Origin of the sequence: Methylobacterium aquaticum, assembly GCF_001043915.1 — a bacterium.
Taxonomy (GTDB): Bacteria; Pseudomonadota; Alphaproteobacteria; order Rhizobiales; family Beijerinckiaceae; genus Methylobacterium; species Methylobacterium aquaticum.
The window spans coordinates 1-15288 of the sequence record NZ_LABX01000211.1 but is presented as its reverse complement, the minus strand read 5'-3'; the positions used below and the strand labels follow the sequence as shown (position 1 = coordinate 15288).

Sequence of the window (15288 nt, the reverse complement as noted above, 5' to 3'; positions counted from 1 at the left end):
CCAGAGCGTCTCCTCCGCGACAAGCCCCCCCCCCGGCCTCACCCCCCCTACCCCCGGGCGCAGCTCGTCTACGTGCAGGAGGAGGCAATAAAGAGCCCCAACCAGCAGCTCGACCGGGCCGGGGGGGGGGCGCGGCGCGGCGGCCGGGGCCCCCCCCGGGGCCCCGGCGGCGGCGGCTTCTTCTCGAGCTTCTCCGGCGGGGGGGGCGGCGCGCGGCCCGAGCCGCAACGCGCCGGCGCCTGGGGCAACCAGGGCGGCGGTTACGGCCAGCAGCCCGGCTATGGCGCGCCTCCGCAGGGCTATCCGCCGCAGCAGCCCGGCTACGCCCCGCAGCAGGGCGCTCCCTGGGGCGGCCAGCAGCCGCAGGCGCCGCAGGCGCGCGGCGGCGGCTTCCTCGCCACGGCCCTGCCGATGGCGGCGGGCGCGGCGGGCGGCATGCTGCTCGGCAGCGCGCTCAGCAACGCCTTCGCGGGCGGCCATTCCTCGCTCGGCAGCATGGCGGGCCTCGGCGGCGCCGGTGCCGCAGCCGCCGGCACCACGGCAGAGAACAACCCCTTCGGCACTGCCGGCGGCAGCGAGGATTTCGGCGCCCCGCTCGGCGGCGACGATGCCGGCTTCCAGGACGCCTCCTATGACGGCGACATGGGCGATAGCGGCAACGACGACTGGGTCTGACCGGTCGCCGCGTCGTCAAGAGTGAAGGGCCCCGCCGCGGCGACGCGGCGGGGCTTTTGTCGCAGAATGGCCGTGGCGTCAGATCACCAGCACCCGGGCGCCGACCGGCACGCGCTCGTAGAGGTCCATCACGTCCTCGTTCATCATCCGGATGCAGCCCGAGGAGACCGACTGGCCGATCGTATGCGGCTCGTTGGTGCCATGGATGCGGTAGAGCGACGAGCCGAGATAGAGGGCGCGGGCGCCGAGCGGGTTGGCGGGGCCGCCGGCCATGTGGCGCGGCAGGTCGGGGCGGCGGCGCAGCATCTCGGCGGGCGGCGTCCAATCCGGCCATTCGCGCTTGGCGCTGACCGTCTTCATGCCCGACCAGGTGAAGCCCGGCCGTCCGACGCCGATGCCGTAGCGCAGGGCGCGGCCCCCGGGCTGGACGAGATAGAGGAAGCGCGACGGCGTATCGATCACCACGGTGCCGGGCCGCTGCCCGCCGTCATAGGCAACCTCCTGGCGCTGGAAGCGCGGATCCGTCGCCCGGCCGATCGCCTCCTCCCGGGCCTCCGGCATCGGGCCCGAGCGGGCGCGGGGTGCCTCGAACGGGTCGGGTGCGTAGGGCTGGGGAACGGCGGCCTGCGGCTGCGCGTAGGCGTGGAGCTGAGGCCGCGTCGAGGCTGTCGACTGGTACCCTTGCGGCTGGCCAACCGGGGACGGCACCGGATCGCCCGAATGCAGGAAGGGGCCTGGCGCGACCGGCGCATAGCCGACCTGCATGCCCGATGCGCCGGCCGCCGTGTATCCGGTGGTGCGAGCATAAGCCGGACGGTGCCCGTAGACATCGGCGGCGTAGCCGCGGCCCGTCAGGATCGTGCCGTCCCGGGCGACTGGCATCGGCCGCAACGGGGTGGCCACGGCGCCCGGATCCTGCCCGGTCATCAGGTACTCGATGAAGCCGCCGCCATAGCCCCCCGGCGCGCCCTGCGCCAGGGCCGGACCGGCGCCGAGCGTCGTACCGAGACCTGCCCCGAGAATGGCCGCGATCGCCCCGGCCAGCACCATCCCGCGCACCACCATCGCACCGTCCCCGCAACCCAGCCGATCACCGGCGATGGCGCGAGGAGAGCAGGAGGGACCGGACCGGACGGTGAAAGAACGTGGTGACCGCTTCGCTAAACCCTTGCTGCGAATCATTAATTCTGCCGCATCATGAATCCTTCGTCACCGTGGGCCCCCGCCATGGCCGGCATTCAGCAATTCGCAATCAATCTTGGGGACACTGATCCGCGTGGGCCGTGCGACGCGGCCGCGGTTGCAGGCTCTCTCGGACCCATGAAGAACAAGCGCTTCCGCATCGAGGACAGTCTCGGCGTTTCCTATGTTCCGGCCGAAGCGGCCGTGGTGCCGCCCTCGACGGCCAACGACGACCGGATCTCCGAGATCCTGGCGACGGTCAACGAGCTGAAGCGGCTGACCCAGAGCACCACCGGCGACGTGATCGACGCCTGTCGGCGGGAGATGGCCGAGATCTACGGCATGCGTACCGAACTCGACGTGATGAAGGCCGCGATCGGCCGGACCAAGCACGAGATCGCGGTGCTGCACCGGCAGGATTTCGACGGCAAGGGCGTGCGCCGGGCCGCCGGCGAGCTGGACGCGGTGGTCGAGGCCACCGAGCGGGCCACCACCACCATCCTGGCTGCCGTCGAGGACATCGAGACCCACGCCTCGGTCCTGCGCTCGACCGGCGGGCTGAAGGATCATTCCGACGTCGAGGCGATCCTGGAGCGCACCGTCGTCCTCTACGAAGCCTGCAACTTCCAGGACCTGACCGGCCAGCGCATCAGCAAGATCGTCAGCGTTCTGAAGTTCGTCGAGGACCACATCGACCGGATGATCGACGCCTGGGGCGGCCTGGACGCCTTCAAGGACCTGATCGGCGAGCGCGCCGGCAGCGTCAGCATCGACGACGAGAGCAGCCTGCTCAACGGGCCGAAGCTCGACGAGGATCCGGGCCACGTCGACCAGACCGACATCGACGCGCTGTTCGATTGACGGCAGGCCGGGACAAAGTCCACACGATCGCTTCCTTGACGAGACCAGATCACGGCAATCCGCGGGTTGTGCGAAGGATGATTCCCGTCTCGGCCTCATCCTGAGGTCACGGGTGGAAACGTGTCGACGTCAGGCAGGCCCGCGTCCGACCATCCGTCCGAGCCGCCCCCACGCGGCGGACAGCCTCCTGCGCCCCGTCACCGGCGCGGCCGCCATCCGCTCGATGCGCCGCAGCAGCCCCTCGGCGGCGGCCCGCGGGTCGGTGAGGGCCTGCTGGCTGCCGAAGGCGCCCGGCTCGGTCTCCGCCGTGCCCGGCTGGTGCAGGTAGGACACGGCATTGCCGCACAAGGCGTCGACGAGCAGGAAGGTCGGGTTGATCACCGGCCCGGGGCTCAGCGCCACCACCCGGCGGCCGGACGGGGCAAACAGCGCGGTGTGCAGGGCCGAGCCGAGGGAGCCCGCGACCACCCTCCGGCGGGCAAAGAGCCGCACCTGCTCCGAAAAGCTCATCGCCTCAGGATGCAGGATCTCGATGCCCTCCCGCGCGAGAATCTCCGTCACCGCCGCCTCGTTCGCGAAGCGGCGCACGCCGCCGGCGAGCCGCGTCTTGGCGAGATAGGCGGGACGCTCCTCGGCATCGACCTCCTCCGGCGCGTAGCAGCCCGCCCCGATCGTCCGGCACAGATCGCGAAACACCGTGTGGGCGAAGCCCTCCTCCTGGAAAGCCGGCGCCGGCACGATCACGCGGCGCAGGCGCATCGGCGTATCGAAGGCATGGATGTCGCGCACGTCGAGGCCGAGGCGGGCCAGGATGTCGATGGCGAAGCGGTAGGGCTGCCAGAGGCTGTCGTGGGTCGGGGCATAGCACAGGATCGGCGCGGCCGGCCGCGCCCGCAGCAGCGGCCAGAACCGCGGCAGGGTGGTGACCAGGAAATGCCCGTAATGCAGGTGGGCGCCGCCGAGGAACAGATAGGTCTCCTCCGGCGCCTCCGGCACGCCCGCCGGCACGCCCGCCGCCCAGTCCTGCGGCCAGTCGGTGCGCTGCCAGGACGGCGCGGTGCCGGTCCCGCGGATGTCGACGCTCTCGGGGATGAAGCGGCGTGCGGCATCGAACAGGGCGGAGGGCTGCCCGCGCGCCTCGCTGTGCGGCAGGTAGAGGACGGTCTCCACGGTCCGCACGGCCGGCAGGTCGCGCCGGAGGCGGAGGGGACGGGGCGTCCGGCAGGCGCGGAGCGTCATGCGGCGGGCGGGGTCAAGCGGCGAATTCCTCGGGTGCAGGGTCGAGGGACGCCTTTTAGCGCCCATGCGCGCTCTTTCCAGCAGCCGGCAGGCCGCCTACATCGCCAGCATGAGCCGACAGCCCGGGAACGACGTGCCGCCCGACGCCCTCGACGCGATCGAGGACGACGACGAGGCAGTGGATGCCCTCGACACTGCCGCCGAGATCGATTTCGACCTCGATGCCGGCGCGGGGGCGATCCAGGCCGGCACCGCGGTGATCCGCCGGTTCTGGACCACCCTGCCGACCTCGCCGGGCGTCTACCGGATGTTCGACGCCAAGGGCGACGTGCTCTATGTCGGCAAGGCCAAGAACCTGAAGAACCGGGTCGGCTCCTATGCCCGGGGCCAGGCGCACACCAACCGCATCGCCCGGATGATCGCCGAGACGGCCTCGATGGAGTTCGTCACCACGGCGACCGAGACCGAGGCCCTGCTGCTGGAGGCCAACCTCATCAAGCAGCTGAAGCCCCGCTTCAACGTGCTGATGCGGGACGACAAGTCCCTGCCCTACATCCTGCTGACCGCCGATTCCGACGCGCCGCAGCTCGTCAAGCATCGCGGCGCCCGGCGCCGGGCCGGGCATTATTACGGCCCCTTCGCCAGCGTCTGGGCGGTGAACCGGACCGTGAACGCGCTCCAGCGCGCCTTCCTGCTGCGCTCCTGCTCCGACAGCTATTTCGAGAACCGCACCCGGCCGTGCCTGCTCTACCAGATCAAGCGCTGCTCGGGGCCCTGCACGAACGAGATCTCGGTCGAGGACTATGCCGGCCTCGCCGCGGAGGCGCGGGGCTTCCTGTCGGGCAAGTCCAACGCCGTGAAGGAGCGCATGGCCGCCGAGATGCAGGCCGCCTCCGATGCCTGGGAGTTCGAGAAGGCGGCGCGCTACCGCGACCGGATCGCCGCGCTCGCCGCCATCCAGGGCGTGCAGGGGGTGAACACGCAGGGCATCGAGGAGGCCGACGTCTTCGCCCTGGACGAGCAGGCCGGGCAGTTCTGCATCGAGGTGTTCTTTTTCCGCAACTGGCAGAACTGGGGCAACCGGGCCTATTTCCCGAAGGCCGATCGCAGCATGAGCCCGGCCGAGGTGCTGGCCTCGTTCCTGGCCCAGTTCTACGACGACAAGCCGGCGCCGCGGCTGGTGCTCGTCTCGCACGAGATCGACGAGGCCGAGCTGCTCGCCGCCGCCCTCTCGACGAAGAGCGAGACCCGGGTCGAGATCCATTGCCCGAAGCGGGCCGAGCGCAAGAACCTCGTCGAGTACGCCGCCCGCAACGCCCGCGAGGCTCTCGGGCGGCGCCTCGCCGATACCGCCTCGCAGGGCAAGCTCCTGGCGGCGCTGGGCACGTCCTTCGGGCTCGCCGCGCCGCCGCGGCGGATCGAGGTCTACGACAACTCGCACATCATGGGCACGAACGCGGTCGGCGCGATGATCGTCGCCGGCCCCACCGGCTTCATGAAGACCCATTACCGGACCTTCACCATCAAGTCCGAGGAGGTGAAGCCCGGCGACGATTACGGCATGATGCGCGAGGTGCTGCAACGCCGCTTCGCCCGCCTCGTCAAGGAGCATCCGCGCAGCGCGCAGGAGGCGGGCGCGGCGCCAGCCGGCGGCCCGATGGAACCGGAGCCCGCGCCGGACCCGGCCGACAGCGACGCCTTCCCGGCCTGGCCCGACCTGGTGCTGATCGACGGCGGCCGCGGCCAGCTCGAGGCGGCCCGCAAGGCGCTCGACGAGATCGGGGTGGCCGGCGTGCCGCTCGTCGGCATCGCCAAGGGGCGAGACCGCGATGCGGGGCGCGAGACCTTCTTCGTGCCCGGCCAGGCCCCCTTCCGGCTGCCGCCGCGGGACCCGACGCTCTATTTCGTCCAGCGATTGCGCGACGAGGCCCACCGCTTCGCCATCGGGGCGCACCGGGCCAAGCGCAAGCGCGAGATGGTGAAGAATCCCCTCGACGAGATTCCCGGGGTGGGACCGACCCGCAAGCGTGCGCTCCTGCACCATTTCGGGACGGTGAAGGCGATCCAGCGCGCCGCCCTGGAGGATCTCGCCAAGGCGCCCGGCGTGAATGCCGCCACGGCCCGGGCGATCTACGACTTTTTTCATGCGGATGCGTGATGAGTGGCCGATGCGTGAGCCTGAGTCAGGGCCGAGTTCTGTTGACGCCCCCTCCCCCCGCGTGGTTTCACCGGTGGCGATGACCATGGTCGTACCCCGGCGCCGCTCGACGGCCCTGAACCTCGCCAACCTCTTGACCTACGGCCGTCTGGCCGCGGTCCCGGTGGTGGTGGCACTGCTGTTCTGGCCGCGGGACGACACCGCCCGCTGGATCGCCGTCGCGGTCTTCGTCGCCGCGGCGATCACCGATTATCTCGACGGCTACGTCGCCCGCACCTATTCCCAGACTTCGGCGCTCGGGCGGATGCTCGACCCGATCGCCGACAAGCTCCTGGTCGCCGCGAGCCTGCTGATGCTCTGCGCCGACGGGACGATCCGGGGCTGGTCGCTCTGGGCCGCGATTGTGATCCTGTGCCGCGAGATCCTGGTCTCGGGGCTGCGCGAGTACCTGGCCGAGCTGAAGGTCGGCGTGCCGGTGAGCCGGGTCGCCAAGTGGAAGACGGCGGTGCAGCTCGTGGCTCTGGGCGTTCTGATCGCCGGCCCCGCGGGCGAGCGGGTGCTGCCCGGCAACAGCACGCTGGGCCTCGTGCTGCTGTGGCTCGCCGCGGCGCTGACCCTCTACACCGGCTACGACTACATGCGCTCCGGCATCCGTCACGTGATCGACGACGAGCGCTGAGCGAGGCACGATGAAGCTCGTCTACTTCGCCTGGGTCCGCGAGCGGATCGGCCGCCCCGAGGAAACCCTCGACCTGCCGCCCGACGTGGCCACCGTCGCCGACCTCGTCGCCTGGCTGAAGGGCCGGGGCGAGGAATACGCCTACGCCTTCGAGACCGACGGCGTGGTCCGCGCCGCCGTCGACCGGGTCCATGCCAAGCCGGAGACGGCGCTTTCCGGGGCGAGCGAGGTGGCGTTCTTCCCGCCGATGACCGGCGGGTGAGGCGGGGCTTCCTCGGCGAGATTTCGTCCATCTCACGCGACGATCACCCCATCCTCCGCGTCATCCCGGGGCCGCGCAGCGGAGCCCGCGATCCAGAGCCGCGGCGCATGGAGGACGACGCGGATTGCGTCCGGTATCTTTCTGACAGACCTGAGGTTCTCGATCCCGGGCTCCGCTGCGCGGCCCCGGGATGACCCTGGGACATGTCGATCGGGGCCGCATCTGCCGGCCGGCATCGGCGATCATTAGGATTCGAAAGACCCGTGATGCCCCGTCCCCTGCCGCTCCTCGCGATCCTGGTCTCGTCCCTCGCGGCCACCGCCGCCTCGGCCGAGCCGGTCAAGGTCGGGCCGCTGCTGGAGCATCGCGGGCTATGCGAGGCGTCCGGGGCGGTGCCGTATCCGCGCGGGGGTTTCGGTGACCGGTTCCTGGTGGTCGATGATGAATCGACGGCGATCGGGCTCTATCGGGCCGGGGCGAGCGGTGACGCCCTGCCCCTCGGCGGCGCCGACCTCGCCGGCCCGCTCGGCCTCACGCCGGAGGACCGCAAGGCCGATCTCGAATCCGCGACCTGGCTCGGGTCCGACCTCTACCTGCTCGGCTCGCACAGCCGCCGGCACGGCGGCAAGCAGAGCCCCGGCCGCGCCCGCCTCGTGGCGGTGACGGTGGCGGAATCGGGCGGTGTGCCCGGCCTCGTCCCGAAGGGTCGGGCGATCAAGGGCCTGTTGCCGGCTTTCGCAGCCCTGTCGCCCCTGTTCGCCGCGCGGATCGGCCTCGACGTGCCGGCCCGGGACGACCTCGACCCCAAGCGCAAGGGCTTCAACATCGAGGGGATGGCGCCGCGCCCGGACGGCACGTCCCTGTGGCTCGGCCTGCGCAACCCCCTCGATGTCGATGCGAACGCCCTGCTGGTGCCGCTGGAGAACCCCGCCGAGGCGATCGCCGGGGCGGCCCCGCGCCTCGGCGCCCCGGTCGCCCTCGACCTGAAGGGCCGCGGCATCCGCGACCTCGCCTATGCGCCCGAGGCCAAAGCCTACCTCATCCTCGCGGGCGGCGCGGGCGGCGGCGGCGAGCCGTTCGATCTCTATCGCTGGTCGGGCGACCCGGCGCACAAGCCCGTCCGGATCGAGGGCGCCGCCGCGGCCTTCGCCAAGATCGCGGATTTTCAGCCCGAGGCGCTGCTGGTCGGGCCGGCCGGCGACCGGGTCCAGGTGCTGAGCGACGACGGCGAGGCCCTCGGCTCCGACGGCAAGCCGTGCGAGGAATCGACGGACGGCAAGCGGTTCCGGAGCCTGACGCTCGACCTGCGGTGAGGCTCTCCCCTCACCCGTGCAAGGCCGCCACGAACTCCTTCACGTTGTGGCGCATCATGTCGAGATAGGTCGGGGCCGGGCCATTGGGCTCCGACAGGGCATCCGAGAAGACCCGCCCGCCCGCCTTGGCGCCGCTCTCGCGGGCGATCTGCTCCATCAGCCGGGGATCCGACACGTTCTCGAGGAACACCGCCGGGATCTTGTCGCGGCGGACCTGCCGGACGATGGCGGCGACGTCGCGGGCGGTGGCCTCGCTCTGGCTCGACACGCCCTGGGGCGCGAGGAAGCGCATCCCGTAGGCCCGGGCGAAATACCCGAAGGCGTCGTGGGTGGTGACGATGCGCCGCCGCGCCTCCGGGATCCCGGCGAGCGCCGTGCGGACCTCGGCGTCGAGGGCGTCGAGCTTCGTCAGGTAGGCGGTCGCGTTGGCCTGGTAGGCCGCCGTCCCGGCGGGATCGACGCGCATCAGGCCGTCGCGGATATTGGCGATGTAGGTCCTGGTGTTGGCGACGTTCTGCCAGGCATGCGGATCGACGGCGTGGCCATGGCCGTGGCCATCCTCCTCGTCGATCGGGGCGATCCCCTTCGAGGCGACGACGATGGCGGCCTTGGTGCCCGCGGCCTTGATCAGCCGGTCGATCCAGCCCTCGAAGCCGAGGCCGTTGACCACCACGAGGCGCGCCGCCGCCACCGCCTGCGCATCGGCCGGGGCCGGCACGAAACTGTGCGCGTCTCCGTTCGGCCCGACCAGGGTGGTGACCGCGACCCGGTCGCCGCCGACCTGCCGCACGAGGTCGCCGAGGATCGAGAAGGTGGCGACGACCCGGACGGGGTCCTCCGCCCGTGCGGGCGCGACCCATGCCAGGCTCAGCGCCACCAGCAGCATCCCGATCCTCAGCCTGCCCATCGCGAAAACTCCCGCTCGACGACGCGCCTCACCTAGGCCGGCGCGGAGGAGAATGCAACATTGTTACAAAGCCTGAGGGCCGGAACTCCGCCGCGGCGTTAACCTGGGTCGAGGACAGGGCCGTGGGGCGGGTCCAGGGTCGCGGCCGTCACGCCGTTCTTGCCGCTCCCGCTGGAACGGTGTCACCAGCGGGCCGGACCATCCTGCGCGAGCGGGATGGTCCGGCCCGCTGCTCCTCTGTCTCCCCGGCCTCCGGTTGTCTCGCGCCGATGCAAGGACCGTCCGGGGACAGACGCGGACACGGAGACGGTGCCGCACCTCGTCTCTCCTCGGATCGTCCATCCAGGAGGGATCTGAGATCGACGGGTTATACCAACGGTCGTTGGAATCGACCTATGGTTCCGTTGTCGAATTGTCGCCAAGCCCAGAATACCGGAAATCTGGGCTTGACATCAAAAATTCGAGATGGGTCGACGGCCCCGTCGATCTCGGGCCTGCCCGAGATCGAGTCGATGCGTCAGCATCCAGGGCCGTTGGTATTAGCTCTCCCTTAACCACGATCCGCGATGGTCGGCTCACACATGAACACCGAGGAGGTCGGGATGGATCACTTCGAGACGAACATTCGCGAGCGGGCCTACGCCCTGTGGGAGCGGGACGGCTGCGCGCCGGGCCGCGACGAGCATTACTGGCACTTGGCCGAGCAGGAAGTGCGGAGCATGGCCACGGCGCCGGCCACGCTGGAAGCAGTCTCCGCCAAGACCGTGCGCAAGCCAGCGGCCCGCAAGCCGGCCACCAAGAGCGCCGCCGCCAAGACCGTGGCCGAGGTGGCCCAGGCCGTGGCGAAGCCGGCGCCGCGCCGGCGTCGGGCGGCCACCGCCGAGACGGTCACGACGCACTGAACGATCGTCGGACGCGCGGCACCCCTATGAGGCCCGACCGCCCCTTCCGCCTTGCGGGAGGGGCGTTTCGTCGCCGACCCGCCCCGGCACGGGGCCGCGGCGGCGGACCCGCCACAGCGTGGCGACCAAGGCGACGTCGATGAGGCCGAGGATCGCCAGCGCCAGGAGCGTCGCATCGGCCCCCGCATGGGCGATCAGGGCGGCGGCGGCGGAGGGCGCCAGGGCCTGGGCGACGAGGCTTGGCTTTGCCAGGCGTCCGAGCAGGGCGGCGTAGCGCTCGGGCCCGAACAGGGCGAGCGGCAGGGTGCCGCGACCGATCGAGTAGAGCCCGTTGCCGGCGCCGTAGATCACCAGCACCAGCCCCGGCGCCGGGAGCCCGCTCCACAGCAGCACGAGGCCGGCGGCCATCAGCGCGACCGCGATGGTGAGCGTCCAGATCGGGTGGTGCCGGCTGCGATTGGCGACGTCGAGGAGCCGCGCCCCGACCTGCGACGGTCCGATCAGGGCCCCGAGGGACACCGCCGCCGCGAGGGACAAGCCGCGATCCTGGAGCAGGGTCAGCAGGTGGACCGAGACGATCGAGGTCGCGATGCCGGTACAGGTCATCACCGCCGCAAGGAGAAGGAAGGCCGGGCGCTCGGCGGGAGCGAGCGACACGGCGTCGGACCGGCCGCCCGTCGCGACGAGCAGCGGCGCGGCGCGCGGGACCAGCCCGAGGATCAGCGGCAGGCACAGGCCGAGTTCCAGCGCCGCATAGGTCAGGCAAGTGCCGCGCCAGCCGAGATGCGCGAGCAGGAAGGCCGAGAGCGGCCAGCACAGGGTACTGGAGAAGCCGCCCCACAGGGTCAATGCGGTGATCGCCGGCCGCGCATCGGCGCCGTAGAGCCGGCCGAGCGTCGCGAAGGCGGCGTCGTAGAGCCCCGATCCCATCCCGGCGCCGATCACCAGCCAGGCGAGGCCGAAGACCGGCAGGTTCGGCGCCACAGCCAGCAGGAGAAGCCCGGCGGCGAGCAGACCGGTCGAGACGACGAGCACCGGCCGCCCGCCATGGCGGCCGATCATCCGCCCGGCGGTCGGTGCGACGGCGCCCGCCACCAGCATCCCGGCGGTGAGGCTGCCGAAGATCCACGGCAGCCCCCAGCCCGTCTCCGCGGCGATCGACGGCCCGAGCACCGTGAGCAGGTAGTAGCTGCACCCCCAGGCGAGGATCTGCACGATGCCGAGGGCCGAGATGACCGGCCAGCGCCCCGGACCGGTCACGGGAAGCGGCCGGTCACGCGATCGGGGCGCGGCGACCCGGCGACCGCGGGGTCGTCAGGCCCGCGGCGACGTCCGGTCTCGATACTGGCCGTCGGGCTCATCGCCGGAACCGCGCGCGATGGGCCGCGGGCCGGGTCGTGGTCGATCGCGGCGTCTATGGTGGCCTCCCGCATCGGGCGGGCCGCGACCGGCCCCCCGTTTCCCGCATCCTTTGCCAATCTCTAACGAGTTCACGGGACACTCGTCCACCGGCGTCCGGCGGGCTTGCGGAACATCCCCGGCACGACCACCTAAGATGCTGATTTGCTTTGCCTTCCGCGCTTCACGCTGGTGCCCGTGGCGCAAATCGGCTAAGCCGTCCGGCAAGAGAGTGTGAGCCCGCCGCGGGCCGCGACGAGAGACAGACCTTGGCAGAGAACGACCCGACCGGCGCTCCCCCGCCCGCGACCGACATCAAGCCCGTCTCGATCACCGACGAGATGCGCCAGTCCTACCTGGCCTACGCGATGAGCGTGATCGTCAGCCGGGCCCTGCCGGATGCGCGCGACGGCCTGAAGCCGGTGCACCGCCGCATCCTGTACTCCATGTACGAGAACGGCTACCTGCCGGACCGCAAATACGTGAAGTCGGCCCGCATCGTCGGCGACGTGATGGGTCAGTATCACCCGCACGGCGACCAGTCGATCTACGACGCCCTCGTCCGCATGGCGCAGGACTTCGCCATGCGGCTGATGCTGGTCGACGGCCAGGGCAATTTCGGCTCGGTCGACGGCGACCCGCCGGCGGCGATGCGCTACACCGAATCGCGCCTCGCCAAACCCTCGATGGCGCTCCTGGAGGACATCGACAAGGACACCGTCGACTTCAACCCGAACTACGACGAGTCGAAAGACGAGCCGGCGGTTCTGCCCGCCCGCTTCCCCAACCTCCTCGTCAACGGCGCCGGCGGCATCGCGGTCGGCATGGCGACCAACATCCCGCCGCACAATCTCGGCGAGGTGATCGACGGCTGCATCGCCCTCATCGACGATCCGGCGATCACCATCGAGGGCCTGAACGACATCATCCCGGGGCCGGACTTTCCCACCGGTGGCTCGATCCTCGGACGCTCGGGCACCCGCTCGGCCTACATGACCGGCCGCGGCTCAGTGATCATGCGGGCGAAGTCGCATATCGAGGAGCTGCGCAAGGAGCGCGAGGCGCTGATCTTCACCGAAATCCCGTATCAGGTGAACAAGGCGTCGCTGGTCGAGAAGATCGCCGATCTGGTGCGCGAGAAGCGCGTCGAGGGCATCGCCGACCTGCGCGACGAATCCGACCGCGACGGCATGCGGATCGTCGTCGAGCTGAAGCGCGACGCCGTCGCCGACGTGGTGCTTAACCAACTCTACCGCTACACCCCGTTGCAGACCAGCTTCGGCTGCAACATGGTGGCGCTGAACGGCGGGCGCCCCGAGCTTCTCAACCTCAAGGACCTGATCCAGGCGTTCATCGACTTCCGCGAGGAGGTCGTCTCCCGCCGCACCAAGTTCCTGCTCAACAAGGCGCGCGAGCGTGCGCACGTGTTGTGCGGGCTTGCCATCGCGGTCGCCAATATCGACGAGGTGATCCGGCTGATCCGCACCTCGCCGGACCCGAACTCGGCCCGCGAGGCCCTGATGTCCCGCGACTGGCCGGCGGAGGACATCGCGCCATTGATTGCCCTCGTCGACGATCCGCGCCATCGCCTGCGCGAGGACGGCACCTACCGCCTGTCCGAGACCCAGGCCCGCGCCATCCTTGACCTGCGCCTGCAACGCCTTACGGCGCTGGGCCGCGACGAGATCGGCGACGAGCTGAAGCGGCTGGCCGACGAGATCGCCGACTACCTCGACATCCTGCGCTCGCGCGCCCGCATCATGGGCATCGTCAAGCACGAGCTGGCGGAGGTCCGGGCCGAATACGCGACCCCGCGCAAGACCGAGATCCTGGACTGGGATTCCAGCGTCGAGGACGAGGACCTGATCCAGCGCGAGGACATGGTCGTGACCGTGTCGCATGCCGGCTACATCAAGCGGGTGCCGCTCTCGACCTACCGGGCCCAGCGCCGCGGCGGCAAGGGCCGGGCCGGCATGTCGATGCGCGACGAGGATTTCGTCACCCGGCTGTTCGTCGCCAACACCCACACGCCGGTGCTGTTCTTCTCCTCGCAGGGCCAGGCTTACAAGGAGAAGGTGTGGCGGCTGCCGCTCGCGGCGCCGAATGCGCGGGGCAAGGCGCTCGTCAACATCCTGCCCCTCGACCAGGGGGCGGAGCGCATCACCACCATCATGCCGCTCCCCGAGGACGAGGCGTCCTGGGAGACGCTCGACGTGATGTTCGCCACCGCCTCCGGCAGCGTGCGGCGCAACAAGCTGTCCGATTTCGTGCAGGTGAACCGCAACGGCAAGATCGCCATGAAGCTCGACGAGGGCGATCACATCGTCCATGTCGAGATCTGCACGGAAGCCGACGACGTGCTGCTGACGACGGGCGCCGGTCAGTGCATCCGCTTCCCCGTCACCGACGTGCGGGTGTTCAAGGGCCGCGATTCCACCGGCGTGCGCGGCATCAACCTCGCCAAGGGCGACCGGGTCATCTCGATGACGATCCTGCGCCACTTCGAAGCCTCACCCGAGGAGCGCCAGGCCTATCTCCGGCGCGCCAATGCCGATCGCCGCGCCACCGGCGAGGCAATCGAACTGCCGGCGGCCCCCGAGCCCGAGGCGGAGGAGGCCGCGGCCTCGATCGACCTGGAGCAGGACCGCTACATCGCCATGGGGGCGGCGGAGCAGTTCGTCCTGACCCTGTCGGAGCGCGGCTTCGGCAAGCGCACCTCGTCCTTCGAGTACCGGATCTCCGGCCGCGGGGGGAAGGGCATCAAGGCGATGGAGGTGAATGCCCGCAACGGCACGCTCGTCGCCTCCTTCCCGGTCGAGACCAGCGACCAGATCATGCTGGTGACCGATGCCGGCAAGCTGATCCGGGTGCCGGTCGACGACATCCGCGTCGTCGGCCGCGCCTCGCAGGGTGTCACGGTGTTCAACACCGACAAGACCGAGAAGGTGGTGTCAGTGGAGCACATCGAGGGTGAAGGCGAGGCGGAGGCCGAGGTCGAGGGGGATGGCGGGGAGGGCTGATCGGCCTCCCCCGCTAGTCAGCGGATGACCGAGCCCATCAGAGGTTGCGCCACGCACCTCTGACGGGGCATCCGCTCACCTCAGCGCGGATCCACCCCCTGATGCGGCCGTGGCGGGCCGCCGTGGTGGTCGGTGAAGCTCGAGCGCTCGCCGGTCTCCTTGGCGCGCTGGACGCGCATCCGCTGCCAGATCAGGAATAGGATGATCAACGCGAAGGTCGTGAAGGCAAGCATGTAGATCAGGCCGGAATCGCCCATGGCTGTTTCCTCCGGGACGCGCCCTGTCGACGGGCAGCGATTGACGGGCGCACGGGCGGATCGCCGCCGTCGCACGTGTCAGGTCAACTCCCGGGATTCTTGATTCCGCCGATGCGGCAAATCGTCATGAAATGATCAGACATCCGTGGGCGATCGGGACTTCCGGCACTGCATCTCGGTTGCAGGTCATCGATCCGACATCATTGGTGCGTCACACCAGCGGTCCCAGGATGCTGATCCATCATGCCTTTTGATGCACAACGAGAGGCTTAGGGGAACCTGGGCAGTCCCAGCAGCGCCATGCTCGACGCGGTGGTCAGGGACGGGCACGATACGGCCCTCATCGTCTGGATCGCTTATCTAAACCCACACTGACGTGACAAAACCCCGCCGGCCGAGCCTGAGCGGGGCTTGTCGTGTGGTTGGTTGCGGGGA

At 70.4% G+C, this 15288-nt stretch carries 13 protein-coding genes; 8 read left to right on the top strand and 5 right to left on the bottom strand.

Annotated elements, in window-relative coordinates; all coding sequences use genetic code 11:
• Positions 1-675 (top strand): DUF2076 domain-containing protein (locus tag VP06_RS25020; protein ID WP_048466521.1); only part of this gene is annotated, 675 nt, incomplete at its 5' end.
• Between the two features lie 78 nt (positions 676-753).
• Here the strand turns inward: VP06_RS25020 and VP06_RS34140 are convergent.
• Positions 754-1740 carry a L,D-transpeptidase gene (locus VP06_RS34140; protein WP_425350948.1) on the bottom strand — a complete coding sequence of 329 codons (987 nt, stop codon included), beginning with the start codon at positions 1738-1740 and terminating at the stop codon, positions 754-756.
• A gap of 255 nt (positions 1741-1995) precedes the next feature.
• On the opposite strand from VP06_RS34140, the gene VP06_RS25010 reads away from it, so the two are divergent.
• Positions 1996-2718 (top strand): chemotaxis protein, encoded by a 723-nt coding sequence (locus tag VP06_RS25010; protein ID WP_048466515.1) that lies wholly within the window; start codon positions 1996-1998, stop codon positions 2716-2718.
• A gap of 129 nt (positions 2719-2847) precedes the next feature.
• Here the strand turns inward: VP06_RS25010 and VP06_RS25005 are convergent, their stop codons facing one another.
• The gene (locus tag VP06_RS25005) at positions 2848-3957 is read right to left on the bottom strand and encodes a glycosyltransferase family 61 protein (RefSeq protein WP_053082025.1); all 1110 of its coding nucleotides are present in this window, start codon (positions 3955-3957) and stop codon (positions 2848-2850) included.
• Positions 3958-4066: 109 nt separating this feature from the next.
• Between VP06_RS25005 and uvrC the strand changes: the two genes are divergently transcribed.
• From uvrC to VP06_RS24985, 4 genes are all read left to right on the top strand, one after another.
• Complete coding sequence (gene uvrC / locus VP06_RS25000) at positions 4067-6115, top strand: excinuclease ABC subunit UvrC (RefSeq protein WP_048466518.1); 2049 nt, start codon at positions 4067-4069, stop codon at positions 6113-6115.
• A gap of 79 nt (positions 6116-6194) precedes the next feature.
• Positions 6195-6794 carry a CDP-diacylglycerol--glycerol-3-phosphate 3-phosphatidyltransferase gene (gene pgsA, locus VP06_RS24995; RefSeq protein ID WP_048466514.1) on the top strand — a complete coding sequence of 200 codons (600 nt, stop codon included), beginning with the start codon at positions 6195-6197 and terminating at the stop codon, positions 6792-6794.
• Between the two features lie 10 nt (positions 6795-6804).
• Positions 6805-7056 (top strand): molybdopterin converting factor subunit 1, encoded by a 252-nt coding sequence (gene moaD / locus VP06_RS24990; RefSeq protein ID WP_048466513.1) that lies wholly within the window; start codon positions 6805-6807, stop codon positions 7054-7056.
• Between the two features lie 266 nt (positions 7057-7322).
• Positions 7323-8369: a DUF3616 domain-containing protein gene (locus VP06_RS24985; protein ID WP_048466512.1), complete on the top strand. Its 1047-nt coding sequence runs from the start codon at positions 7323-7325 to the stop codon at positions 8367-8369.
• 10 nt (positions 8370-8379) lie between these two features.
• Here the strand turns inward: VP06_RS24985 and VP06_RS24980 are convergent, their stop codons facing one another.
• A complete protein-coding gene (locus VP06_RS24980) occupies positions 8380-9276 on the bottom strand; it encodes a metal ABC transporter substrate-binding protein (protein ID WP_048466511.1) in 897 nt (298 codons plus the stop codon).
• A 566-nt stretch (positions 9277-9842) separates the two neighbouring features.
• On the opposite strand from VP06_RS24980, the gene VP06_RS24975 reads away from it, so the two are divergent.
• The gene (locus VP06_RS24975) at positions 9843-10178 is read left to right on the top strand and encodes a DUF2934 domain-containing protein (protein WP_245291302.1); all 336 of its coding nucleotides are present in this window, start codon (positions 9843-9845) and stop codon (positions 10176-10178) included.
• Positions 10179-10202: 24 nt separating this feature from the next.
• Here VP06_RS24975 and VP06_RS24970 read toward each other — a convergent pair whose 3' ends face one another.
• Positions 10203-11438 (bottom strand): MFS transporter, encoded by a 1236-nt coding sequence (locus VP06_RS24970; RefSeq protein WP_063928436.1) that lies wholly within the window; start codon positions 11436-11438, stop codon positions 10203-10205.
• A 407-nt stretch (positions 11439-11845) separates the two neighbouring features.
• On the opposite strand from VP06_RS24970, the gene gyrA reads away from it, so the two are divergent.
• A complete protein-coding gene (gene gyrA, locus VP06_RS24965; protein WP_048466510.1) occupies positions 11846-14596 on the top strand; it encodes a DNA gyrase subunit A in 2751 nt (916 codons plus the stop codon).
• 80 nt (positions 14597-14676) lie between these two features.
• On the opposite strand, the gene VP06_RS36630 is transcribed toward gyrA, so the two are convergent.
• Positions 14677-14853, bottom strand: coding sequence for a hypothetical protein (locus tag VP06_RS36630; protein WP_156295756.1), 177 nt, complete (start codon positions 14851-14853; stop codon positions 14677-14679).
• Positions 14854-15288 lie beyond the last annotated feature (435 nt).

Excerpts from the sequence above, each read along its gene's own strand:
- VP06_RS34140 (WP_425350948.1), bottom strand. The coding sequence starts at position 1,740 with ATGGTGGTGCGCGGGATGGTGCTGGCCGGGGCGATCGCGGCCATTCTC.
- VP06_RS25010 (WP_048466515.1), top strand. The coding sequence starts at position 1,996 with ATGAAGAACAAGCGCTTCCGCATCGAGGACAGTCTCGGCGTTTCCTAT.
- VP06_RS25005 (WP_053082025.1), bottom strand. The coding sequence starts at position 3,957 with ATGACGCTCCGCGCCTGCCGGACGCCCCGTCCCCTCCGCCTCCGGCGC.
- uvrC (WP_048466518.1), top strand. The coding sequence starts at position 4,067 with ATGAGCCGACAGCCCGGGAACGACGTGCCGCCCGACGCCCTCGACGCG.
- pgsA (WP_048466514.1), top strand. The coding sequence starts at position 6,195 with ATGACCATGGTCGTACCCCGGCGCCGCTCGACGGCCCTGAACCTCGCC.
- moaD (WP_048466513.1), top strand. The coding sequence starts at position 6,805 with ATGAAGCTCGTCTACTTCGCCTGGGTCCGCGAGCGGATCGGCCGCCCC.
- VP06_RS24985 (WP_048466512.1), top strand. The coding sequence starts at position 7,323 with ATGCCCCGTCCCCTGCCGCTCCTCGCGATCCTGGTCTCGTCCCTCGCG.
- VP06_RS24980 (WP_048466511.1), bottom strand. The coding sequence starts at position 9,276 with ATGGGCAGGCTGAGGATCGGGATGCTGCTGGTGGCGCTGAGCCTGGCA.
- VP06_RS24975 (WP_245291302.1), top strand. The coding sequence starts at position 9,843 with ATGGTCGGCTCACACATGAACACCGAGGAGGTCGGGATGGATCACTTC.
- VP06_RS36630 (WP_156295756.1), bottom strand. The coding sequence starts at position 14,853 with ATGGGCGATTCCGGCCTGATCTACATGCTTGCCTTCACGACCTTCGCG.